This is a genomic window from Knoellia locipacati (genome assembly GCF_044791685.1).
Taxonomy (GTDB): Bacteria; Actinomycetota; Actinomycetes; order Actinomycetales; family Dermatophilaceae; genus Knoellia; species Knoellia locipacati_A.
Genome location: NZ_CP087730.1, coordinates 523399 through 547195 on the forward strand (window position 1 = coordinate 523399; position 23797 = coordinate 547195).

Below are 23797 nucleotides of genomic sequence, written 5' to 3' on the forward strand. Positions count from 1 at the left end.
CTCGCAATCAGTCGCGCACCAAGGTGAGGTCGTAGTCGACCGTGAGCGGTGCGTGGTCGCTCCAGCGCTCCGCGTATGCCGCCGCGCGGCCGACCTCCGCACGCGTCGCCAGTCTGGCGAGGGGCGCGCTCGCGAACTGGTAGTCGATCCGCCAGCCCGCGTCGTTGTCGAAGGCCTTGCCGCGCCAGGACCACCACGTGTAGGGGCCAGGACCGGGACCGTGGAGGGCGCGGTGGACGTCGACCCAGACCTCGTCGGCGACCCACCGGTCGAGGTGGGCCTGCTCCTCGGGGAGGAACCCCGACTTGCCGACGTTGCCCTTCCAGTTCTTGAGGTCGTCAGCGCCGTGGCAGATGTTGAGGTCACCGGTGAGGACGGCATACCCGTCGTCCTCCGCGAGGGCCGCGAGGCGTGAGCCGACCGCCTCGAGGAAGCGCATCTTCTCGTCCTGCCTCGGGGTGCCCGCCTCGCCGGTGTGGACGTAGGTCGAGATGACCGTGACCGGCCCGTCGGGACCGCGCACGTCGACCTCGACCCACCGTCCCGCGTCGCTGAACTCGACCGGTCCGATGTCGCTGCTGACACGCAGCGGAGCCTGCCTCGTGAGCACGGCGACACCAGCGTGGCCCTTGGTGCGCCCCGGCGCCGAGCTCACGTGCCAGTCGCCGAGGCCGCCGTCCGCGAGGACCTTGCCGAGCTGCTCGTCGCTGGCCCGGACCTCCTGCAGCGTGATGACGTCGGCGTGCTGCACGCGGAGCCAGTCGAGACCACCACGGCGAGCTGCGGCGCGGATTCCGTTGACGTTGGCCGAGATGAGACGCACCGGCCCACGCTAACCGGCCGACTTCCCGACACGCCACGGCGGCCCCCGGGCGGCCAGCAGGTGGAGTCGCGGTGAACCCGCAGGTCAGGAGGCCAGGCGTCGGACGGTGGTTCGCGTCATGGCGGGGTCGCACATAGGGTGAACGCATGCCAGCCGACAGCGACCTCGACGCCCCCAACGGCCGCATCCTGGTCGTGTGCACCGGCAACGTGTGCCGCTCCCCCTACATCGAGCGAGTCCTCGCGCACGAGCTCGTCGGCACCGGGATCGCTGTTGCGAGTGCCGGCACGGGCGCGCTCGTCGGTGCCCCGATCGACCCTGACTCCGTCAGCCGGCTGCGATCGGCGGGAGTCGACGCAGACGGCTTCGCGGCGCGGCAGGTGACCCGCGAGATCGTCGCTGCTGCCGACCTCGTCATCGGCGCCACCCGTGAGCACCTCTCGGCGGTCGTGCCCCTGCACCCACGGGCCCTGCGCTACTCCTTCGCCCTGCACGACCTCGGCGACCTGCTCTCGGCCGTCACCGAGCAGGACATCGATGCGGCTCCCGGGAGGAACCGGGTGGCCAAGGTGGCTGCCGCGGCCATCACGAAGCGCGGGATCGTCGCTCCTCGCCTGCCCGCAGAGTCCGGGATCGTCGACCCCTTCCGGCGAGAGCCCGCGGTCTTCGACCAGATGGTCGACGAGATCGCCGGCTCGCTGCCCGTCATCGTCGGGGCCCTACGCGGCTGACCGCGGGTCGACCCGCCCGCAGCTGACCGCAGGTCACGCCGGCGGCCCACGGCGGGTCAGCTGCCGACGAGGTCGCGGCGAGGACGCGTCGTGTCGTCGGCTCGGCGCCGCCGCCCACCCTTGGCGGTGCGGCTGGGGACGCCCTCCGGCTGGTACTCGTAGCGGTAGTCGTAGTAGCCACCACGGGTCTGCCGGGGGATGCGGTTGAGCACGACGCCCAGCACCGTGCCGTTGACCGTCTCGAAGGTGTCGAGCGCGTGCTCGAACTGGTCCTTGTTCACGACACCGCTGCCGGCGACGATGATCGCGCCGTCAGCCAGGCGCGTGAGGACCGTCGAGTCTGTGACCGGCAGGACGGGCGCTCCGTCGATGAGGACGTAGTCGAAGCGACGGCGGAGCTCGTCGAGCGTGTTGCGCATCGACGTCGAGCCGAGCAGCTCACTCGGGTTCGGGGGCGTCGCGCCGGCGCCGAGAACGGTCAGCGAGTGGGCGCCGAAGGGCTGCAGCACGTCGTCGAGCTCGTAGCGGCCGATGAGGACGTCGGTCAGACCGACCGAGCCCTCGAGACCGAGGTAGGCGAGCAGCCGCGGACGGCGCAGGTCGCCCTCGACGACGCACACGCTGGCGCCGGACTCTGCCATCGCCAGGGCGAGGTTGGCGGTGGTGCTCGACTTGCCCTCGCCGGCGATCGACGAGGTGACGACGATGACCCGCGGGTGGTTCGCGGCGTCGACGAACTGAAGGTTGGTGCGAAGAGCGCGGAACGCCTCGGCACGACCGGCCAGAGGATCCGCCTGGATGATGAGCGGGTGCTTCTCGGCGTCCGCGTCGTAGGGGATGCCGCCGAGGACGACGGCCTCGGTCATCGCCTCGACGTCCTCCTTGGTCCGGAGCTTGGTGTCGAGGAGCTGCTTGAGGACCGCCGCACCGAAGCCGAGCAGGAGTCCGACCACGAGGCCCAGCGCGAGGTTGCGCGACGGTCGTGGGCTGATGGGCGCCGTCGGCACGGTGGGCTCACGCAGGACGGTCACCTTGACGGGGCTGTCCGCGTCAGGGCTGACCCGCTCGAGGTCGGCGACCACGGTGGGGAAGACCTCGGCGATGGCCTGCGCGATGTCGCGGGCCTGGGTGGGGTTCGCGTCCGTCACCGTGACGTCCAGGAGGACCGTGTCCGGAGGCGTCGTCGCCGAGATCTTGCCGCCGAGAGCACCGACCGCGTCGTCGAGACCGGCCTTGGCAGCCACCGGGTCGAGCAGCTTCGGGGCCTTGAGCAGCTGGCTGTAGGACTTGACGCGTTGCTGCGTGAAGGTGCCGCCCTGCGCGAGCTGGCTGCTGTTCGCAGAGTCGGCCGTGGAGACGAAGAACTGCGTGCTCGCGGTGTACTGAGGCGTCGCCAAGAGGGTCAGGGCGGCCGCCGCCGCCACAACGGCGAGCGTGACACCAGCGAAGATGCGCCAGCGACGCCTCAGGATCTGGACGTAGGCCATGAGGTCCAAAGCAGGCGTTCCTTAGGTCGGTGCGACCGGGGCGTTCCGGCCGCGTCAACCCTACCGGCCCTCGATGGACTAGTCTTGACGAGTGCTGAGGGGAGCCCGATCGACCTATCGTTCCGTCGGCGCGCCTACACCTCCCCCACCCACGCGAAAGCGACCCTGATCTCGTGCTGTCCGTCCTCAAACGCCGAGAGGTCGCCGTCCAAGCGGGGTGGGCCCTCGTGGATGCGCTCATCGTCTTCGGTGCGGCGCTTGCCGCGGCGTGGCTGAGGTTCGACCTCGAGGCGGAGTCGGCGCTGGACCCCACGATCCTCACCTTCGGCGCAGTCGCGGCCGTCGCGCAGCTCATCGTCAGCCTGGTGCTCGACGTGCTCTGGCTGGACCACCGCCGTGGCTCCTTCGAGGAGACGGCGCAGGTCGCCCGAGGAGTCCTCATCGTCGGTGTGCTGCTCGTGGCACTCCGCGTGCTCACCGACTGGTTCCCCGTACCGCGCAGCCTGCCGCTCGTGGTTCCTGTCTTCGCACTGGTGGGCATGTTCGCACTGCGCTTCATCGTCCGCTCCTACCGTTGGGGGCGGCCGAGCCTGGGCGAGCGGGACATCCCGGTCGTCGTGTACGGCGCCGGCGAGGGTGGCCGCCAGCTCCTGCGTGCGCTGACGCGTGACACGTCGACCAGCGGGCGCTTCGTCCCCATGGCCGTGCTCGACGACGACCCGCGCAAGCGCCGGATGCCGGTGGAGGGCCTGCGGGTCAGCGGCGACATCACCAAGCTCACCGACGTCGTCGAGAGCACGGGCGCCCGCACCCTGGTCGTCGCCATGCCGTCAATCCCAGCGGACCGGCTCCGTGAGATCCGCGACCTCGCCCGCCAGCACCAGATGCAGCTCCTCGTCCTCCCTCCCGTGGGTCGTCTCCTCGGGCCCGCCAGCGGCTCGGACCTGCGCCAGCTCAACCTCGAGGACCTGCTGGGGCGCCAGCGGATCACGATGGACGCGACGACGATCTCCGCGTCCATCACCGGCAAGCGAGTCCTCGTCACGGGCGCCGGTGGGTCGATCGGCTCCGAGCTCGCCCGCCAGATCGCGAAGTTCGGCCCGGCCAAGCTCGTCCTGCTCGACCGCGACGAGTCCGCGCTGCACGGCACCCAGATGAGCCTCACCGGCCGAGCGCTGCTCGATGACGGCACCCTCGCCCTGTGCGACATCCGCGACCCCGAGGCCCTCCGACGCGTCTTCGAGCGCGAGCGCCCCGAGGTCGTCTTCCACGCGGCGGCCCTCAAGCACCTCACCCTGCTCGAGCAGTTCCCGCTCGAGGCGTGGCAGACCAACGTGCTGGGCACCGCCAACGTCCTCGCCGCCGCCGATGCGGCCGACGTCGAGACGTTCGTCAACATCTCCACGGACAAGGCTGCCAACCCCACGTGCGTCCTCGGCTACAGCAAGCGGCTCGCCGAGCGGCTGACCGCCGACTACGCCGAGCACCACCGCGGCACCTACGTCAGCGTCCGGTTCGGCAACGTCCTGGGGTCACGCGGCTCGGTCATCACCGCGTTCACGGCCCAGATAGAGCAAGGTGGGCCCGTGACGATCACGCACCCGGACGTCGAACGGTTCTTCATGCTCATCCCCGAAGCGAGCCAGCTCGTCCTTCAGGCTGCGGCAATCGGCGCCAACGGTGACGTCATGGTGCTCGACATGGGCCAGCCCGTGAAGATCCTCGACGTCGCGCACACCTTGATCGACCTGGCCGGGAAGCCCGACGTCGACATCGTCTTCACCGGGCTGCGACCCGGCGAGAAGATGTCCGAGGAGCTCTTCACCCCGGGCGAGCAGGTCACCTCGGCCGGGCACTCCCTCATCAACAAGGTCGAGGTGCCGGCGATGAGCGTCGAGCAGGTCGCCGACGCCGACGTCGCCGACCCCGAGCTCGCCCGTCGATGGATGCTGACGCACTCGGTCCAGGAGGTGCTGCAGCCATGAACCAGCGCATCCACCTCTCACGTGCCCACGTCACCGACGTCGAGGAGAAGTACGTCCTCGAGGCCCTGCGCTCCGGCTGGGTGGCACCGCTCGGCCCGATGGTCGACCGGTTCGAGCACGAGCTCGCCCAGCGCTGTGGCGTCGTCGGCGCGCTGGCGCTGTCGTCCGGCACTGCGGCACTCCACCTGGCGCTGCTCGAGCTGGGCGCCGGTCCCGACACGGTCGTCGTCCTGCCCTCGATGACCTTCGCTGCGTCGGCCAACGCCGTCGCCTACACCGGCGCCGAGCCGGTCTTCGTCGACTCGGGCGCCGACGCCAACGTCGACATCGACCTGCTCGTCGACACCGTCGAGACGCTGCTGGCCCAGGGCCTCACGGTGGCCGCCGTCATGACGGTCGACCTGTTCGGCCGGTGCTGCGACTACACCGCTCTCGGGGACCGTCTGGAGCAGCTCGGGGTCCCGCTCGTCGAGGATGCGGCAGAGGCACTGGGTGCCCGCCACGGCGACCGGCCCGCGGGCTCGTTCGGTCGGGCGGCGGCACTGTCGTTCAACGGCAACAAGATCATGACCACCTCCGGCGGCGGGATGCTGCTCAGCGACGACGTGGAGCTGCTCGACCGCGCCCGCTACCTCTCGACCCAGGCCCGGCAGCCCGCGGCGTGGTATGAGCACACCGAGGTCGGCTACAACTACCGGATGTCCAACATCCTCGCGGCACTGGGCATCGGCCAGCTCGAGCGTCTCGACGCGATGATCGCCCGCCGGCGCGAGATCCGACGCCGCTACACCGCCGGGTTCGCCGACCTCGAGGGCCTCGGCTTCCTGGGTCGCGGGCCCGATGGCGACGACTCTGCCGAGGTCGACGACAACCACTGGCTCACCTGCATCACGCTCGACCCGAGCCGTCTCCACGTGGACCCCACCGCGCTCATGGCCGGTCTCGACGCAGCGGGTATCGAGGCCCGACACCTCTGGAAGCCGATGCACCTCCAACCCGTCCACGCCGACCGACGCGCCGCGCTCACCGGGGTCAGCGAGCGCCTTTTCTCGACCGGGGTGACCCTTCCCTCCGGTTCGGAGCTCGACGACGAGCAGATCGACAGAGTGATCGCGGAGACCCGACGGATCCTGCTCGCGTCATGACCCGGATCGACCGCAAACGTGTCTTCGACCTCGTCGTGACCGCGCCCGTCCTCGTGCTCTCGCTGCCCGTGCAGGTGGTGGTCGCCGCCGCGGTGCGCCGCAAGCTGGGGTCGCCTGTCCTCTTCCGGCAGGAACGGCCCGGTCTCGACGGCCGCATCTTCGTCATGCGCAAGTTCCGCACCATGCTCGAGCCTGACCCCGCCAATGGCCTGGTGTCCGACGCCGACCGGCTCACCCCGTTCGGCGCGTTCCTCCGGTCGACCAGTCTCGACGAGCTGCCCACGCTCTGGAACATCGTGCGCGGCGACATGTCGCTGGTCGGCCCCCGACCGCTGCTCGTGCGCTACCTCGACCGCTACTCCCCCGAACAGGCCCGCCGGCACGAGGTGCGTCCCGGGCTGACCGGACTGGCCCAGGTGTCCGGACGCAATGCCGTGAGCTGGGAGCAGAGGCTGGCCCTGGACGTCGAGTACGTCGACACGCACACGATGCGCGGTGACCTGGCGATCATCGGCCGCACCGTGGCCGCCGTCCTGCGCCGCGACGGCATCGCCGCAGAGGGAGACGTCACGATGCCCGAGTTCAAGGGCACCGAGGAGATCAAGGACGGACACGCATGAGCGCGACACGACTGGTCATCGTCGGTGCCGGCGGCTTCGCCCGTGAGACGGCCGAGATCGCGGCACGGGTGAACCCCGGCCTCGCCCTCGCCTTCGTCGACGACGCGCCGACCGAGGACGCTCTGCGTCTCATGGCCGGACACGGCGCCGCCCATCTCGGAGAGGTGCGCGCGTGGAGTCCCGAGGCCGGCGACACCTGCGTCATCGCCATCGGCGACCCGACGGCCCGGGCAGAGATCGCCCACGTGCTCGGCGAGCGCGGAGTCGCGTTCGCGGTGCTCGTCCACCCTGACTCGACGGTCGCCGCGTCGGCGGTCCTCGAACCCGGCGTGATCGTCGCGCCGGGCGCGCGGGTCAGTGCCGACGTGGTCCTGGGTGCCCACGTCCACATCGACCAGAACGCGACCATCGGCCACGACACCCGGGTCGGCGGGCACGCCCGGCTCAACCCGGCGGCGTGCATCTCGGGCGGTGTGACGATCGGTGAGGGTGCCTACGTCGGTGCAGGCGCGGTGGTCCTCCAAGGGCTCACGGTTGGGCGCGGCAGCACCGTCGGCGCGGGCGCGGTCGTCGTGCGCGACGTCCCCGCGGACGTCGTCGTCAAGGGGGTGCCGGCCCGATGAGGATCGGATTCATCACCCAGTGGTTCCCTCCGGAGCCGGGCACCCACGTCGCTGCCGGGATCGCGACCGGTCTGGCTGAGCGGGGTCACGAGGTGGACGTCGTCACCGGCTTCCCCAACTACCCCACGGGCCGTCTCATGGACGGGTGGAAGCAGCAGGCCTACCTCCGCGAGGACTACGCGCCGGGCGTCACCGTGCACCGCAGCCCGCTCTACGCCAGCCATGACAAGAGCGCCGTGCACCGCATGGGCAACTACCTGAGCTTCGCCGCCTCCGCGACCATGACGGCCAGCCTGCGGGTTCCCCGGCCGGACGTCTGGCTCGTCTACTCCTCCCCCGCGACCGCGGCGATCCCGGCACTCCTGGCACGTCGTGGTCGCCGGGCACCAATCTGCCTGCACCTGCAGGACCTGTGGCCCGACAGCGTCACCGGGAGCGACTTCGTGCACGGTCCCGCGCTCAAGGTCATGGAGCGCGCTCTCCACGTCTTCACGAACGCGTCCTACCGCCTCGCCAGCCGCATCGGCGTCATCTCCCCGAGCATGGAGGACATCCTCGTCGAGCGAGGAGTCCCTGCCGACAAGATCCGCTGGGTGCCCAACTGGAGCACCGACACCGAGGTCGAGGACACGAGCGAGCGGCGTGCGCTGGGCCTCCCCGACGGACCTCTCTTCCTGTATGCCGGCAACCTCGGCAAGCTGCAAGGTCTGCTTCCGCTCGTCAGGGCCTTCGGCGACGTACCCGAGGCGCAGCTGGTCCTCATGGGTGACGGCGTCGAGAAGGACGAGCTGAGCGATGCGGCCGACAGCGCCCCTGCGGGCAATGTCCACGTGCGCGACAGCGTCCCCTCGGATGTCGTCCCGAAGCATCTCGGCGCCGCCGACGTGCTCGTCGTGTCGTTGCAGGACTCCCCGCTTCTGCGCGCCACGATGCCGAGCAAGGTGCAGTCGTCGATGGCCGCAGGCAAGCCGATCCTGGTCCACGGAGCCGGCGACGTCGCCGATGTCGTCACCACCGCAGGAGCCGGCGTTGCCGTGCCGCCCGGTGACCACGGCGAGGTGGCACGCGGCATACGGTCGCTCGCAACCTCTCCGGAGACCTGGGAGCGCACCGGTGCCGCCGCCCGGCGCCACTACGAGAACATCTTCGCTCCTGACGTGGGCATCTCACGACTGGAGAGCATGGTCCTCGAGGCCGCGACGAAAGGACAGCAATGAGCTTGATGGCCGGGGCCTTCGTGACGATCACGGGAGGGACCGGGTCCTTCGGCTCGACCATGGTTCACTCCCTCCTCGAGCGGGGGGTCGACAGGATCAACATCCTCAGCCGTGACGAGGCGAAGCAGGACGAGATGCGCCAGCGGCTCGGCGACTCACGGGTGAAGTTCTTCGTCGGCGACGTGCGGGACTACTCCAGCGTGGAGAGCTCGGTCGTCGGAGCGGACTTCGTGTTCCACGCAGCGGCTCTCAAGCAGGTCCCGTCGTGCGAGTTCTTCCCCGACCAGGCGGTCAAGACCAACGTCACGGGCAGTCGCAACGTCATCGAGGCCTCGCACCGCGCCGGCGTGAAGTCCGTGGTGTGCCTCAGCACCGACAAGGCCGTCTACCCCGTCAACGCCATGGGCATGTCCAAGGCGCTCATGGAGAAAACCGCTCAAGCCTTCGCGCGCAACCACCCTGCCTCCCCTACCACCGTCTCGATCACGCGCTACGGCAACGTCATGTACTCACGGGGGTCGGTCATCCCTCTCTTCGTGCGCCAGCTGCGCGAGGGCAAGCCACTCACGGTCACCGAGCCGACGATGACGCGCTACCTCATGTCTCTGCAGGAGTCGGTGGACCTCGTCGAGCACGCGTTCCTCAATGCCGAGAGCGGTGACCTGTTCGTCAAGAAGGCACCCGCCTCCACCGTCGAGACCTTGGCGCGGGCCGTCTCCATCGTGCTCGGGCACGGCGACCCCGAGGTCCGACGCATCGGCATGCGGCACGGCGAGAAGATGTTCGAGACCTTGCTGACCCGAGAGGAGCTGCTCAAGTCGGAGGACCAGGGCGACTACTTCCGGGTCCCGCTGGACGCGCGCTCTCTCGAGTACGAGCTCTTCGTCGAGGAGGGCGAGACGAGCGTTTCCGAGGTCACCGACTACGACTCCAACAACGCCGAGCGGATGTCCGTCGAGCAGACCTGCGATCTGCTCCGGACCCTTCCGGAGATCCGGGAGCTCATCGGCGGGTCGCCGGCGTGAAGGTCGTCGTCACCGGCTCTGGCGGTTTCCTCGGCTGGCACACCCGGCTGCGCCTTCGGGCCCTCACCGACCACGAGGTCCTGCCCGTCGACCGCGACTCGTGGGCCGGCCTGACCGAGGCGGTCTCCGACGCTGACGCCGTGATGCACATCGCCGGCGTCAACCGGGCCGACGACGAGACCGTGCGACAGGGCAACGAGGACCTCGCCCGTGGCCTCGCCGAGGCAGTCGCTGCCACCTCCCATCCCACACGTGTCGTCTACGCCAACTCGATACACGACGGCAACGGCACGGCATACGGGCTCGGCAAGGGCCGGGCCCGCGAGATCCTCGCGGAGGCCGCGGAGGCGACCGGGGGCTCCCTGGTCGACGTGCGGCTGCCCAACCTCTTCGGCGAGCACGGCCGGCCGGCATACAACTCGTTCGTCGCGAACTTCGTCCATGCCGTCCGTGACGGTTCGGCGCCCACAGTGAACGACAGCGAGGTCGGACTCCTGCACGCCCAGGGGGCCGCCGCCGCGCTCATCGACGGCCTCACGGGAGACGCCCGTCGCATCGACCCGCCGAGCACCCCGGCCACCGTGCAGGGCGTCCTCGATCTGCTCCGTGAGTTCAAGGCCTCCTACGACACCGGCGAGATCCCCGACCTGTCGACGGCGTTCCGGGTGGACCTGTTCAACACCTACCGCGCGGCGCTCTTTCCCGAGCACTACCCGATCGCGCTCAAACCGCACACCGATCCGCGCGGCACCTTCGTCGAGACTATCCGGGTCCGCGGCGGCGAGGGCCAGGCCTCGTTCTCGACCACGGTCCCCGGCGTCACGCGCGGCGAGCACTTCCACCTCCGCAAGGTCGAGAGGTTCGCCGTCATCGCCGGCGAGGCGCGGATCTCGCTGCGCAAGATGTTCACCGACGAGGTGGTCGACTTCGCCGTCTCCGGTGCGCAGCCGTGCGCCATCGACATGCCCGTCGGCTGGGTTCACAACATCACCAACACCGGCAGTGACACGCTGGTCACCCAGTTCTGGTCGCACGAGCTGCACCGACCGGAGGACCCCGACACCTACCCCGAGCCCGTCCGTCCGCAGGGAGCATCCGCATGAAGGTCATGACGATCGTCGGGACCCGACCCGAGCTCATCCGCCTCTCGCGGGTCATCCACCGGCTCGACGAGACCGTCGACCACGTGCTCGTGCACACCGGCCAGAACTACGACTACGCCCTCAACGAGGTCTTCTTCAGCGACCTCGGCATCCGCAAACCGGACCACATGCTCGGGGTCGACACGTCGAGCCTGGGCGCGGTGCTGGGCGGCACGCTCATCGCGGCCGAGAACGTCATGCTCGAGGAGCGCCCCGACGCCGTCCTCGTCCTCGGGGACACGAACTCCTGCATCGCCGCGGTCATGGCCAAGCGCCTGCGCATCCCGACCTACCACATGGAGGCGGGCAACCGCTGCTTCGACGAGAACGTCCCCGAGGAGACCAACCGTCGCCTCGTCGACCACGTCGCCGACTTCAACCTCGTCTACACCGAGCACGGCCGGCGCAACCTGCTCGCCGAGGGCCTCCACCCACGCCGCATCATCAAGACCGGGTCGCCGATGCGCGAGGTCCTCGATGCCTACCGCGACGAGATCCTCGCCTCGGACGTGCTCGACCGGTTCGAGCTCACCGAGGGTGGCTACTTCCTCGTGAGCGCGCACCGCGAGGAGAACGTCGACTCCCCCGAGCGCCTCCGCGAGCTCATCGACTGCCTCACCGCCGTGCACGCCGCGTTCGGGCTGCCCGTGTTCGTGTCGACCCACCCGCGCACGCGCAAGCGGCTCGAGGCACTGCCGGACTGGACCGAGCCCGAGGGGATCACCTTCAGCGACCCGCTCGGCTTCCACGACTACAACAAGCTCCAGCTCTCGGCTGCCTGCTGCCTCTCGGACTCCGGGACCATCGCCGAGGAGTCCACGCTGCTCGGCTTCCCGGCCGTGACGCTGCGGGACTCGATCGAGCGGCCTGAGGCGTTGGACACCGGTGGCATCATCATGACCGGACTCCATGCGGGCGACGTCGTCGCAGGGGTGCGGGCTGCCATGGCCGCGCCTCGAGGGCGCGACGGCGTGGGCCACCTCACGCCCGAGGACTACCTCATCGACAACACGAGCGAGCGCACGGTCAACTTCATCCTCTCGACCGCCCACAGACACCACACGTGGGCAGGGATACGGCGATGAGCCTCGACCGGACCGGACGCCTCTACCAGACCCTTCGCCGGGCGCGCGGTCGCACCGTTGCCCTCTCCAAGGGGCTGGGCGACGTCCACCCGACCGCGTCGGTCCACCGAAGTGCTCGGGTGAGCAAGGACCTGCACGCCGACGAGTACGCGTACGTCGGGCCCGAGTGCTACCTGGCTCCGATGGTGCACCTCGGCGCCTACACCCTCCTCGCCCCACGCGTCGCCGTCGTGGGTGGGGACCACCGCACCGACGTGCCATGCACTCCGATGCAGTTCACCCAGCGCCCCGAACAGCTCCCCACGGTCATCGGCCGCGACGTGTGGATCGGGTACGGCGCCATCATCAGCCGCGGAGTCACCATCGGCGAAGGCGCCGTGGTGGGAGCCGGATCGGTCGTCACGAAGGACGTCCCGGCATACGAGGTCTGGGCTGGCGTGCCGGCACGCCGGATCCGCGACAGGTTCACTGAAACGGAAAGAGCCGCACACGAGAAGGCCCTCTCGCGCGGAGTCATCCGCCCCACGTTCGCTCCTCCTCAGGGACAGGAGCAGGGCTGATGCATGTCTGCATCTTCACGACGGCCCACCCGTGGGACGACGTCCGGGTCAAGAGCAAGTTCGTCGACTCGTTCCTGGATGCCGGCGACCGCGTCACCTGGATCGGACCTGATCGCGCCTTCTTCGAGTCCGCGGCGTCACGGGACCCACGCGTCGAGCACAGGCTGCTCGCGTCCCCTCCCGGCTGGAAGGGCCGGGTCCTCGCCATGCGCTCGTTGCGTTCGGCGCTTGCCGAGCTGGAGGACGTGGACTGGGTCTACACACCGGACCCCGACGCCGCTGCCCTCGCGCTCACCGTTCCGGGGACGCGAGTGCTCTTCGACATCCACGAGGAGTACCACAAGGGCCATCTCGCACAGTCTGTTCCGAGAGCGGTCAGAGGTGCGAGCGAGCGTGCGATCCGTGCAGCGATAGCCGGGGTCGCCCGGCGCTGCGACCTCGTGACGTCAGTGAACCAAGCGATCCTCGACGCCTACGCGGTGGGCAACGACAAGGGTTTCGTCACCTTCAACACCCCGCCGAGCTGGTTCACCCGTGTCGACGTGACGTCCGACGTCGGGGATGGCGCCGTGACGTTCTTCCACGGCAAGGCCTTGGCGGGCAACGGGACCGGCGTCGTCGTCGACGGTCTCGCAGAGGTCCGCCGCCGCGGGGTGGACGCTCGAGTGGTCATGTTCCCGTCGAACGGTGCCGTCGACGCCCCGCCCTACGACCCGTCGTTCGCTGCACGAAGCCGCGAGCCCGACGTCGATGGCGCCCTCGTTCTCGTGCCCGGGCTGGCCCACCGCGCGATGCCCGCGGTCATGGGCGCCGTCGACGCCGGACTCATCGCCTACGACCGAGTCCTCGGCGCGGGGAGCCTGCCCAACAGGTTCTTCGAGTACCTCGCGCTGGGGATCCCGGTCATCGTCCCCGAGTACGCGCCGCTCATGCGCGACATCGTCCTCGAGGAGGGTGTGGGCAGGACCGCCGACTTCGAGGACCCGGACAGTGTCGCCGACGCGATGCAGCTCATGGCGGCGGATCCCGCTGCCAGGTCCGCCATGGGGGAACGCGCCCGAAGCGCCTTCACGGCGCGGTATGCCTGGGCGCCCATCTTCGGCCGGCTGCGGCAGCGAATGGTGCGCGCGTGAGCTCGGCGGGCACGCACCTCGCGACGACTCGCTCACTGCGGCGGCGTGCCGGCGCGGCCGCCGTCATGGTGGTCTACGCGTGGCTGCTGCACGACGCCTACCAGAACCTCATCGCCCCGGTGTTCTCCTACCTCGGGCAGACCTATCGTGAACCCGATCCCAAGGCGACGGTCATCTCGATCGTGCTCACCGTGGTTCTCGCCGTCGCCCTGCCGGCCACCCTCACCAGCGTCCCGGACTTCATCCTCTGGACGTTCTACCTCATCGCCGTGGCGCCCTCGATCCTCATCGCACAGTACGCCGACATCCTGACTCCGAGCCGCGCGCTGTGGATGTCGTGGTGGATCACCGGGATCTTCCTCCTCATGATCTGGCTGTCCGGTCGAGCGATGCCGGTCTTCACGCTGCGGGTTGACGTTCCCCCCATGCTGCTCAGCCTCGTCGCCGCGGGCTTCACCATCCTGTTCACCGGGTTGCTCGTCGTCCAGGCCGGCGCCTCCTTCGAGGTCGTCGCCCTCGATGCCGTGCAGGACGTCCGTGAGAGCTACAAGGCCGCGTTGGTGAGCATCCCCTTCCTCGGGTATGCCGTCCAGCTCCAGACTGCCGCGCTCAACCCGATCTTCATGGCTCTCGGCGTCGTGCGCCGCCGCTACGTCGTCCTCGCCGCCGGAGTCCTCGGACAGGTGCTCATCTACTCGGTCACGGGCTACAAGCTGACCGTCCTCTCGCCGGTCTTCGTCATCGCCCTGGCGTGGTACCTCGACCGGACCCGGGGTCGTCTGACCAGCGTCGCCCTGACCTCGGCCATCGCCGGCTCCATGGTCGTGTCGCTGCTTCTCGACCACCTGGCCGGCGGCCGCTTCTTCGTGACGATCTTCATCAACCGGCTCATGGCCGGTCCCGGAGTCCTCACCTCCGCCTTCTTCCAGGTCTTCGAGGGCCGGCCGAAGTACCAGTGGGCACACAGCTTCCTCGGCCCCTTCCTCGAGTCCCCCTACGAGCTCACCCCGGGCTATCTGGTGGGTCGCCTCTTCCAGGGCGTCGACTCCCAGGCGAACGTCAACCTGTTCGGGGACGGCTACGCGAACCTGGGCCTGCTCGGAGTGGGAATCGAGGCCGCGTTCCTCCTGGTCGTCCTCACGTTCCTCAACGCGTCCGCACGAGGGATCCCTCTGTCGATCACGGCTCCGGCCTGCCTGGTCGCGGCCCTCGGACTGGCCAACAACAGTGCTTTCACCAGCGTGCTCACCGGTGGCTTCGGCGGGCTGATCCTCGCGTTCATGCTGTGGCCACGCTCCGAGCCGGAGGAGGTGCGTGCGTCAACGACCGCTGCGGTCAAGAAGCACCACCCCCGACGCCGGCTCGAGCCTCGCCACGCTCAGCACCCGACCCGCTGAGTCGGTCATGGGTTCGTGGAGGACCACCTCGGCGGACGACGTCGAGGACGGGTTCACGATGACGAGCCCGCCCGAGTAGCGCCGTTGGTGGGTGCCGCCTCGGGTCGTGCGCGGACCGGTGGGGTGCCCGATGGGAACGTCGTACTCGGGAAGGTCGACGAAGCCCGGGGCGAGACGGTGCACGTAGGTGAAGCTGTGGCGCCCCTTGACCAACAGGTAGTTGGACAACGCCCAGCTCACGACGCTCTCGCGCGCAGCACCTGTCACGACTGCTCCACCACCGTTGGCGTACGCCACCGCGACGTAGGCCTTGCCCATCGAGCTCAGCGCCTCGGCCTGCCTCACCTGCGTGAGCCAGGCGTCATCGGTGACTCGTTCCTGCCGCTGCCCCATGAACCCGATCTCGTCGAGGACACCGTCGAAGTACGGCGCATAGTTCTGGACCGGCAGGCCGGCGATGAGCGCCGAGGTGTTCGCCATGAGGGTGCGGTCGGGGTACGCCGTGCGGAGCTCGCGGCTGAGCCTGGCGAGGAACGCGCGCAGATCGGCGACGAGCTTCGGGTTGGAGGTGTTCGTGGCCGGGTAGCCCAGGGAGCGCCACGCGAGCGACCTCTTCCCGCCGGCATCCACCCACTGGTAGGTGCCACAGACCCCCTGGAAGTTCGTGAACAGCACGTTGTCGAGCGAGATCCCGTCATAGCCCTTAGCGAGCTGGGCCTTGGCGTGCTCGATGAGGTACGTCTGCACCTCGGGGTTGGACCAGTCGAGGGGCACTCGGTTCCACTGCCGGCCCGTCCCGTAGCCGTACCAGGCCGGTGTGGTGGTGGCTCGTCCGTTCTCGCAGCGGTAGGCGACCCAGTCCGGGCGGTTCTGCTGGAACCACCGCAGCGAGTGCCCCGGCTCGTCGGTGCCGGCAACGTCGTTCCACGTTGCCGCGAGGTAGTGGCCCAGATGAGCCTCGTCCAGTGTCCTCGATGGCACGGGGTGGGGTTGCGGTGCGGACCAGACGTAGCCCACCTTGCGGCCGGTCCGCGGCTGCTCGACACTCGGGTCGAGCACGGTCGACCCGAGTGTGAGCCCGAGGTGGATCCCGTCCCAGGTGTCGACGAACCTCCCCGTGCCGGCGCGAGACACCTCCGAGGGCGAGGCGCGCGGCGCCTCCGAGGGCGAGGCGCGTGGGGGCTTGGGCGCCGGGTCGTCGAGTCGGACCATGACGAGGACCGCAGTGACCACCACCAGGAGCCCGCACACCATGAGACCCACCCAGCTGCGGTCACGTCCACGGGAAGCGGCAGGTCCGGGCATCACGTCGACTCGCTCGTGACATCCCGTGCACGCGGGCCCGAGCGCACCGCCCAGAACGACAGCAGCCAGGAGAGGACGTAGGTCAGGCACATGGTCCCGCCGAGCACACCCACCGTGGCGACATCCTCCAGACCCAGTCGGTGGCTGACGAGCACGGCACCGCCGCACGCGACGAGTCGAAGAACGTCCCACATCGCCTGCAAGGCGGGGTAACCCATGACGATGACCGTCTGGGACAACGGCGACGCCACCATCTGCACGCCCATGGCTGCCGCCAGGGCGACTCCGTAGGTGCCGCTTCGCTCCCACTGTTCCCCGAGCACCAGGGGGAAGGCGATGGGGGACGCCAATCCGACGACCAGCACCATCGCGAGCGCCGCCAGCCCGAGGCGCATCGAGGTGCGCAGGAACAGTCGTTCGAGGTCGCGTCCGCCTTCTCTTCTGGCAGCGGAGAACTCGCCGAGGTAGACCTGCGCGAGCGCCAGGCCGAGCAGTGCCACAGGGAGCGTCAGCACCCGTTGCGTCATCCCGAGCCAGCCCGACACGGTCTGGCCGAAGATCGCCGCTACGAGGAGCAACGGGGCCGTGAGACCAAGGACATTGACGACACCGGCAGGCGCCATGAGAAGCGGATAGGTGCGATGGCTCCCCAGCGTCGCCGCTCGCTCGGCCCTGGTCGGCGCCGAGACCGCTCGAAGCTGTCCACGCAGGCTGTGCCGCAGGGAGAGCACTCCGACGAGCTGGCCGCCAGCGAGCCCGGCGGCAAGGCCGTGAGGGCCGGCATCGAGTAGCCCCGCCGTCACCTGGAGCGATACGACCGCCACCGCCATGAGGACGTTCCGGCGACCGATCGCCCCGTAGGCGCGGTGCCGCACCGCGTACTGGTTCAGCACAGCGAATGCACCCATGAGACCCGCGACGACGGGAACCCAGGGCAGCAGGGACCACCACCCGTCATCGGTCCACGCCCCTGCGCCCGTGACCACGAGGCCGGCGATGACGGTCCCCACGAGACCGAACCACGCACTGGCACGCAGGCCCAGCGACACCAGGGCTCGCGCTTGCCCCTCGTCCGGCAGGGGGATCGCCAGCTCGAGACGCAGGGACGCCAGCGCCGCCGCAGGCAGGACCGCCGCGTTGACCACCGCGAACGGCCCGAACTCCTCGGGTGAGAACAGTCGGCTGATGACCGGCATACCGGCCAGTCCCACCAGCTGGGCCGCCCCGCTGGCTCCGGCGATGGCGAGGAACCCCTTGCGGGCGGACGACAGTGGGCGCATACGCGGAACCGGTCAGTCCCGTCCGAAGAGGTCGCGGGTGTAGACCTTGTCCGCCACGTCGTCGAGCGCGTCGCTCACCCGGTTGGCCACGATGACGTCGGCACGCGCCTTGAACTCCTCGAGGTCCCGCACGACCTCCGAGTTGTAGAACCGCTCCTCCTCGAGCGCCGGCTCGTAGAGCACGACCTCGATCCCCTTGGCCTTGATCCGCTTCATGATCCCCTGGATGCTCGACACCCTGAAGTTGTCGGACCCGGCCTTCATGATGAGGCGGTACATCCCGACGACGCGCGGCTTGCGGCGCAGGATGTCGGTCGCGATGAAGTCCTTGCGGGTGGTGTTCGAGTCGACGATCGCGCGGATGAGGTTCTGCGGCACCTGGTCGTAGTTCGCGAGCAGCTGGCGCGTGTCCTTGGGCAGGCAGTAGCCGCCGTAGCCGAAGGACGGGTTGTTGTAGTGCGAGCCGATCCGCGGGTCGAGCCCGACCCCGTCGATGATCGCGCGGGTGTCGAGACCGTGGGACACGGCATACGTGTCGAGCTCGTTGAAGTAGGCGACCCGCATCGCGAGGAACGTGTTGGCGAAGAGCTTGATGGCCTCGGCCTCGGTCGGCTCGGTGTGCAGGACGGGCACGTCCTCGTCGAGCGCGCCCTCGACGAGGAGCTCGCCGAACCGGTGTGCCGCCTCGCTCGAGCCACCGATGACGACCCTGCTCGGGTGCAGGTTGTCGTGGAGCGCGCGCCCCTCGCGCAGGAACTCGGGCGAGAAGACGACGTCCAGACCGGTGTATGCCGTCCGCATCCGTTCGGTGAACCCCACCGGCACCGTGGACTTGACGACGACGGTCGCCTCCGGCGCCAGCTCGACCACCGACGCGATGACGGACTCCACGGACGACGTGTCGAAGAAGTCGCGGTCCGGGTCGTAGTCGGTCGGGGTGGCGACGATGACGTAGTCGGACCCGGGCAGCGCCTCCTCGGCCGAGGTCGTGGCCGTCAGCGACAGCTCGCGGTGCGCGAGGTACTCCTCGAGCTCGGGGTCGACGAGCGGCGACTCGCGCCGGTTGACCTCCTCGACTCGAGCAGCGTTGAGGTCGACGGCCACCACGTCGTGGTGCTGGGAGAGCACGACAGCGTTGGAGAGGCCGACGTAGCCCAGGCCCACCACGGAGATCTTCACGGCCGCCAACCTACCGGGCCACGACGTCACCGACACGGCCCGGTGGCCCCGCCGCATCGCCCTTCCCGACCCCCCTTTGGGCAACAATGGGCGCCATGCTGATCCCTGAGATGTCCAAGCGCCTGCTTGCGGAGTTCGTCGGCACGTTCTGGCTGGTCTTCGGTGGCTGCGGCTCGGCGATCTTCGCCGCCGGCTTCCTGTCGACGCCCACGCTCGGCTCCGGCGCCCCGGTGCACCTCGGGATCGGTTTCGTCGGCGTCGCCCTCGCCTTCGGCCTCTCGGTCGTGACGATGGCGTATGCCGTGGGGCACGTCTCCGGCGCGCACTTCAACCCGGCCGTGACGATCGGCGTGACCATCGCCAAGCGCTTCGCGTGGAAGGACGTGCCCGGCTACGTCGTCGCGCAGGTGCTCGGCGGTCTCGCCGCCGGTGGTGCCCTGTGGGCCATCGCCCGAGGCCGCGACCTCTTCGACGCCACCGGCAACATGGCGGCCAACGGTTTCGCCGAGCACTCCCCCGGCGGCTACTCGATGTTCGCCGTCCTCTGCGCCGAGGTCCTGCTGACGATGTTCTTCGTCTACGTCATCCTCGGTGTGACCCGTGAGAGCGCCCCGACCGGCTTCGCCCCGCTCGCGATCGGCTTCTGCCTCACGCTCATCCACCTCATCTCCATCCCGATCTCCAACACCTCGGTCAACCCGGCCCGGTCGACGGCGGTCGCCTTCTTCAACGGCAACGGCGCCCCCGCGCAGCTCTGGCTGTTCTGGGTCGCGCCGATCATCGGCGCCGCCATCGCCGGAGCGACCTTCCACCTCATCACCGGTGTCGACCGCCGCGACCGCGACATCACCGGCCAGGTCCGGGCCGAGGACGTCGTCGTGGCCGACGGCGTCGACCCGGACGCCCCCCGCACCACGGTCTGAGATCGACTTATTGCCCGTTCGCGCGCAGTCAGCGGTCCGGTTCCGGTCCGCGGTGCCGCGCGAACGGGCAATAAGTCGCTGGTGAGCGGACGGCATACAGGCTTGAATCCGTCGTTCGGTAGATTCGCCGCATGGCGAAGATCATCTACACCCTCACCGACGAGGCCCCCCTCCTCGCGACCTACTCCTTCCTCCCGGTGATCGAGGCCTTCGCCTCCACCGCTGGCGTCGACGTCGAGACGCGCGACATCTCGGTCGCAGCGCGCATCCTGGCCGCCTTCGCGGACCAGCTCCCCGACGACCAGAAGACCGCGGACGCGCTCGCCGAGCTCGGTGAGCTGGCGACGACGCCCGAGGCCAACATCATCAAGCTGCCCAACATCAGCGCCTCCGTCCCGCAGCTCAAGGCCGCGATCAAGGAGCTGCAGGCCCAGGGCTTCGACCTCCCGGCATACAGCGACGAGCCCTCCACGGACGCCGAGCGCGACGCCAACGCCCGCTACGACAAGGTCAAGGGCAGCGCCGTCAACCCGGTGCTGCGCGAGGGCAACTCCGACCGCCGCGCCCCCGCCGCGGTCAAGAACTACGCCAAGGCGCACCCGCACTCGATGGGCGCCTGGAGCAGCGACAGCAGGACCAACGTCGCGACGATGGGTCACGACGACTTCGCGAGCAACGAGAAGTCGGTCGTCCTCGACCGTACCGACACCCTCACCATCCAGCTCGTCACCGGGTTTGGCACGACCGTCCTCAAGGACGGCCTCAGGGTCCTCGAGGGCGAGGTCGTCGACGCGACCGTCATGCGCGCCGCCGCCCTCGACGCGTTCCTCCGCGAGCAGATCGCCCAGGCCAAGGCCGACGGCGTCCTCTTCAGCGTCCACCTCAAGGCGACGATGATGAAGGTCTCGGACCCGATCATCTTCGGCCACGTCGTGCGCGCGTTCCTGCCCGAGGTCTTCGAGAAGCACGGTGCCGCCCTCGACGCCGCCGGGCTGTCCCCCAACAACGGGCTCGGCGCGATCCTCGACGGGCTGTCCGCGCTGCCCGACGGTGACGAGATCAAGGCCGACATCGAGGCCGGGCTCGCCGCCGGTCCCCAGCTCGCGATGGTCAACTCCGACAAGGGCATCACCAACCTGCACGTCCCGAGCGACGTCATCATCGACGCCTCGATGCCCGCGATGATCCGCACGTCCGGTCACATGTGGGGCCCCGACGGCGAGGAGGCCGACACCCTGGCCGTCGTCCCGGACAGCTCCTACGCCGGGATCTACCAGGTCGTCATCGACGACTGCCGCGCCCACGGCGCCTTCGACCCGACGACCATGGGATCGGTCCCCAACGTCGGGCTCATGGCGCAGAAGGCCGAGGAGTACGGCTCGCACGACAAGACGTTCGAGATCGCCGAGGCCGGCCGGGTGCAGGTCGTGAACTCTGCCGGTGACGTCCTCCTCGAGCACGAGGTCGCCGCCGGGGACATCTGGCGCGCCTGCCAGACCAAGGACGCCCCGATCCGCGACTGGGTCAAGCTCGCCGTGACCCGCGCCCGCGCCTCGCAGACCCCGGCGATCTTCTGGCTCGACGAGAACCGCGCGCACGACGCCAACCTCATCGCGAAGGTCAAGGCGTACCTCGCGGACGAGGACACCGACGGCCTCGACCTCCAGATCCTGTCGCCCGTCGAGGCCACGAAGTTCTCCATCGATCGGATCCGTCGCGGCGAGGACACCATCTCGGTGACCGGCAACGTCCTGCGTGACTACAACACCGACCTCTTCCCCATCCTCGAGCTCGGGACGTCGGCCAAGATGCTCTCCGTCGTGCCGCTCATGAACGGCGGCGGCCTCTTCGAGACCGGCGCCGGCGGCTCCGCGCCCAAGCACGTGCAGCAGCTCGTGCAGGAGAACTACCTGCGCTGGGACAGCCTCGGTGAGTTCATGGCGCTCGCCGAGTCGTTCCGCCACCTTGCGGACTCGACCGACAACGCCAAGGCACGCGTCCTCGCCGAGACCCTCGACCGCGCCACGGAGACCCTGCTCCAGGAGAACAAGGGCCCGGCTCGCAAGGTCGGCCAGATCGACAACCGCGGCAGCCACTTCTACCTCGCGCTCTACTGGGCGCAGGAGCTCGCGAAGCAGACCGAGGACGCCGACCTCGCGGCAGCGTTCGCCGGCGTCGCCGAGAGGCTCACGTCGGACGAGCAGAAGATCAACGACGAGCTGCTCGCCGTCCAGGGCTCCCCGGTGGACATCGGCGGCTACTACCGCCCGGACGAGGCCAAGGTCAGCGCCGTGATGCGCCCCTCCGCCACGTTCAACGACGCACTGGCTGCCCTGCTCTGACAGGCAGGACCCGGGTGGCACGGCCACCGCGCACCGCCGTCCTCCGTCACTCGACGAGGGCGGCGGTGCCGTGGGCCGCCCCGGGCGCCGCAGCCACCGCAGCACTGGGTGTCCTCGTGTGGACGCTCCCGCGCGGGCTGGACCTCACCGACGAGGGCTACTACCTCACCGAGATCGCGCACCCGGGCGACACCTCGTCCACCGCCCTCCTCTTCGGATGGGCGTGGCACCCCCTGTATGCCGTGACCGGCGGTTCCGTCATTGGGCTGCGGTTCGTGGGGTTCGCCCTCGTCGCGGCCCTGGCGGTGGCCCTGAGCCTGGCCGTCGTGACCCTGGCCCCATCCCGAGAGCGCCCGAGCCGGCTCACCGTGGCCTGCCTGTGCCTGGTGAGCACGGCCCTGGCCTTCCTCCCCTTGTCGTCCCTGCCGGCCACACCGTCCTACAACACCCTCGCCTGGCTTGCGATGGCCGCAGCGGCCCTCGGCTGCGCACTGGCGTGGAGCCGACGGCGCCCCGCGGTCGGCGGAGCCCTCGTGGGCCTGGCCGGTGCCGCCGCGGCCACCTCGAAGCCGACCACGGCGCTGGTCCTCGGTGTCGCCGTCGTCCTCATCACCCCTTGGCGTCGGACAGGGGTGCGAGCGGTCGCCGCGGCGGCCGTCGCACTCCTCATCTGCTTCGTGGCACTGGTCGCCGTCGCCCCTGGCCACCTCGAAGGGCTCGTCGGCATCGTGCAGCGAGGTGTGGACGCCACCGTCGGTCACGCCGACCTCGTGCGACACGACCCGTTCCGCCGGTCCATGCAGGTGTGGGTCGGCCTGGCGCTCGCGGGGCTCGGCGGAGCAGCGGCGGGATGGCTGGGAAGGCGTCATCCCCTCGTCGGAGCACTCTTGGGCGCGGCCTGCGTCGCCGTGGCATCGGTGAGCCTGGTGCGTTGGCAGGACGTCGGCATGACCTCGAGCATCGACCTCCTGCTGCCCACGGCAGCACTCACCGGCTTCGGGCTGCTCGGCGTCGCGGCCGTCGCCCTGACCGTGTGGGGGCGGCGCGCCACTCAGCGAGTGGATCCGGTGCGCGTCCGCCTCGCCCTCCTGCTGGCCGCCCTTCCCGTCGCCTACGCGTTCGGGACCAACAACAACCTCTGGCACTGGGCCGGCCAGACCGTGGTGTTCTGGTTCCTCGCCATCGTCCTGCTCGTCGGCGCCACGAGTGTGCTCGCGGCAGCGGCGGGAGGGCTCGCGGCATACACCGCGCTCGTCGCGGCCGTGGTCACCCCGCTGGACCCCTACCGCGGCGGACCCCTGACCCAGACCGTCCCCGCCCAGGCCTCCCGGGAGGGCGCGGCCGTGAGGCTCCCGCCCGAGCAGGCTCGGGCCACTGCCGAGATGCTCGCCGTCGGCGAGAGTCTCGGGGTGACGCGGGCAACGACGGTCCTCGACCTGACCGGCGCCTCCCCCGGCATCGTGTGGGCCTGGGGCGCCCGCCCGCTGGCCTCGGCATGGGTCATCGGTGGTTATCCGGAGAGCCTCGACGCAGCGAAGGTGAGCATCGAGCCCGTGCGGTGCGACCTCGACGAGGCACTGGTCCTCTGGGCACCCGATCAGCCGCGAGCGATCCCGGACGAGGTGCTGTCGACCTGGGGTGTGGACCTCGAGGACGACTACCGGGCCGTCGCGACGTTCCCGAGGATCACGTCGGCGCCGAGCGCTGCCGACCCGACGGGGACGGCGACCTCGACGGTGACGGTCCTCCAGCCCGTCACCGTGGCACCGACCGGATGCCCGGGGTCCTGAGGACA

General features: G+C 69.7%; 20 protein-coding genes. 15 read left to right on the forward strand and 5 right to left on the reverse strand.

The window, feature by feature from the left end; all coding sequences use genetic code 11:
• Window positions 1-7 precede the first annotated feature (7 nt).
• Complete coding sequence (locus tag LL946_RS02405) at window positions 8-823, reverse strand: exodeoxyribonuclease III (RefSeq protein WP_404384417.1); 816 nt, start codon at window positions 821-823, stop codon at window positions 8-10.
• 146 nt (window positions 824-969) lie between these two features.
• On the opposite strand from LL946_RS02405, the gene LL946_RS02410 reads away from it, so the two are divergent.
• Complete coding sequence (locus tag LL946_RS02410) at window positions 970-1554, forward strand: low molecular weight phosphatase family protein (RefSeq protein ID WP_404384419.1); 585 nt, start codon at window positions 970-972, stop codon at window positions 1552-1554.
• Between the two features lie 56 nt (window positions 1555-1610).
• Here the strand turns inward: LL946_RS02410 and LL946_RS02415 are convergent, their stop codons facing one another.
• On the reverse strand, window positions 1611-3041 hold the full coding sequence (locus LL946_RS02415) for a polysaccharide biosynthesis tyrosine autokinase (protein ID WP_404386765.1): 1431 nt from the start codon (window positions 3039-3041) through the stop codon (window positions 1611-1613).
• Between the two features lie 173 nt (window positions 3042-3214).
• Between LL946_RS02415 and LL946_RS02420 the strand changes: the two genes are divergently transcribed.
• The 11 genes from LL946_RS02420 to LL946_RS02470 are packed head-to-tail and all read left to right on the forward strand — an operon-like array spanning window position 3215 to window position 14973.
• Window positions 3215-5026: a polysaccharide biosynthesis protein gene (locus LL946_RS02420; RefSeq protein ID WP_404384421.1), complete on the forward strand. Its 1812-nt coding sequence runs from the start codon at window positions 3215-3217 to the stop codon at window positions 5024-5026.
• Window positions 5023-6171: a DegT/DnrJ/EryC1/StrS family aminotransferase gene (locus tag LL946_RS02425; protein ID WP_404384423.1), complete on the forward strand. Its 1149-nt coding sequence runs from the start codon at window positions 5023-5025 to the stop codon at window positions 6169-6171. The genes LL946_RS02420 and LL946_RS02425 overlap by 4 nt, the downstream gene beginning before the upstream one ends.
• On the forward strand, window positions 6168-6791 hold the full coding sequence (locus LL946_RS02430; protein WP_404384425.1) for a sugar transferase: 624 nt from the start codon (window positions 6168-6170) through the stop codon (window positions 6789-6791). Before LL946_RS02425 ends, LL946_RS02430 begins: the two co-directional genes overlap by 4 nt.
• Window positions 6788-7414 (forward strand): acetyltransferase, encoded by a 627-nt coding sequence (locus tag LL946_RS02435; protein ID WP_404384427.1) that lies wholly within the window; start codon window positions 6788-6790, stop codon window positions 7412-7414. The genes LL946_RS02430 and LL946_RS02435 overlap by 4 nt, the downstream gene beginning before the upstream one ends.
• Window positions 7411-8631, forward strand: coding sequence for a glycosyltransferase family 4 protein (locus LL946_RS02440; protein WP_404384429.1), 1221 nt, complete (start codon window positions 7411-7413; stop codon window positions 8629-8631). The genes LL946_RS02435 and LL946_RS02440 overlap by 4 nt, the downstream gene beginning before the upstream one ends.
• Window positions 8628-9656: a polysaccharide biosynthesis protein gene (locus tag LL946_RS02445; RefSeq protein WP_404384431.1), complete on the forward strand. Its 1029-nt coding sequence runs from the start codon at window positions 8628-8630 to the stop codon at window positions 9654-9656. Before LL946_RS02440 ends, LL946_RS02445 begins: the two co-directional genes overlap by 4 nt.
• Entirely contained in the window at window positions 9653-10759 is a 1107-nt protein-coding gene (locus tag LL946_RS02450) for an NAD-dependent epimerase/dehydratase family protein (protein ID WP_404384433.1), read from the forward strand. Before LL946_RS02445 ends, LL946_RS02450 begins: the two co-directional genes overlap by 4 nt.
• Entirely contained in the window at window positions 10756-11883 is a 1128-nt protein-coding gene (gene wecB, locus LL946_RS02455) for a non-hydrolyzing UDP-N-acetylglucosamine 2-epimerase (RefSeq protein ID WP_404384435.1), read from the forward strand. Before LL946_RS02450 ends, wecB begins: the two co-directional genes overlap by 4 nt.
• Complete coding sequence (locus LL946_RS02460) at window positions 11880-12443, forward strand: CatB-related O-acetyltransferase (protein ID WP_404384437.1); 564 nt, start codon at window positions 11880-11882, stop codon at window positions 12441-12443. Before wecB ends, LL946_RS02460 begins: the two co-directional genes overlap by 4 nt.
• A complete protein-coding gene (locus LL946_RS02465) occupies window positions 12443-13576 on the forward strand; it encodes a glycosyltransferase (RefSeq protein WP_404384439.1) in 1134 nt (377 codons plus the stop codon). The genes LL946_RS02460 and LL946_RS02465 overlap by 1 nt, the downstream gene beginning before the upstream one ends.
• Window positions 13573-14973 carry a hypothetical protein gene (locus tag LL946_RS02470; RefSeq protein WP_404384441.1) on the forward strand — a complete coding sequence of 467 codons (1401 nt, stop codon included), beginning with the start codon at window positions 13573-13575 and terminating at the stop codon, window positions 14971-14973. The genes LL946_RS02465 and LL946_RS02470 overlap by 4 nt, the downstream gene beginning before the upstream one ends.
• Here LL946_RS02470 and LL946_RS02475 read toward each other — a convergent pair.
• The 3 genes from LL946_RS02475 to LL946_RS02485 are packed head-to-tail and all read right to left on the reverse strand — an operon-like array spanning window position 14896 to window position 18737.
• On the reverse strand, window positions 14896-16278 hold the full coding sequence (locus LL946_RS02475) for a putative glycoside hydrolase (RefSeq protein WP_404384443.1): 1383 nt from the start codon (window positions 16276-16278) through the stop codon (window positions 14896-14898). The two genes, LL946_RS02470 and LL946_RS02475, sit on opposite strands and share 78 nt — an antisense overlap.
• Window positions 16278-17558: a lipopolysaccharide biosynthesis protein gene (locus LL946_RS02480; RefSeq protein WP_404384445.1), complete on the reverse strand. Its 1281-nt coding sequence runs from the start codon at window positions 17556-17558 to the stop codon at window positions 16278-16280. The genes LL946_RS02475 and LL946_RS02480 overlap by 1 nt, the downstream gene beginning before the upstream one ends.
• Window positions 17559-17570: 12 nt before the next feature.
• Window positions 17571-18737, reverse strand: a complete 1167-nt coding sequence (locus LL946_RS02485; RefSeq protein ID WP_404384447.1) for a nucleotide sugar dehydrogenase — start codon at window positions 18735-18737, stop codon at window positions 17571-17573.
• 86 nt (window positions 18738-18823) lie between these two features.
• Between LL946_RS02485 and aqpZ the strand changes: the two genes are divergently transcribed.
• From aqpZ to LL946_RS02500, 3 genes are all read left to right on the forward strand, one after another.
• A complete protein-coding gene (gene aqpZ, locus LL946_RS02490) occupies window positions 18824-19660 on the forward strand; it encodes an aquaporin Z (RefSeq protein WP_404384449.1) in 837 nt (278 codons plus the stop codon).
• 131 nt (window positions 19661-19791) lie between these two features.
• A complete protein-coding gene (locus LL946_RS02495) occupies window positions 19792-22002 on the forward strand; it encodes an NADP-dependent isocitrate dehydrogenase (RefSeq protein WP_404384451.1) in 2211 nt (736 codons plus the stop codon).
• Between the two features lie 65 nt (window positions 22003-22067).
• Entirely contained in the window at window positions 22068-23792 is a 1725-nt protein-coding gene (locus LL946_RS02500; RefSeq protein WP_404384453.1) for a hypothetical protein, read from the forward strand.
• Window positions 23793-23797: the final 5 nt, after the last annotated feature.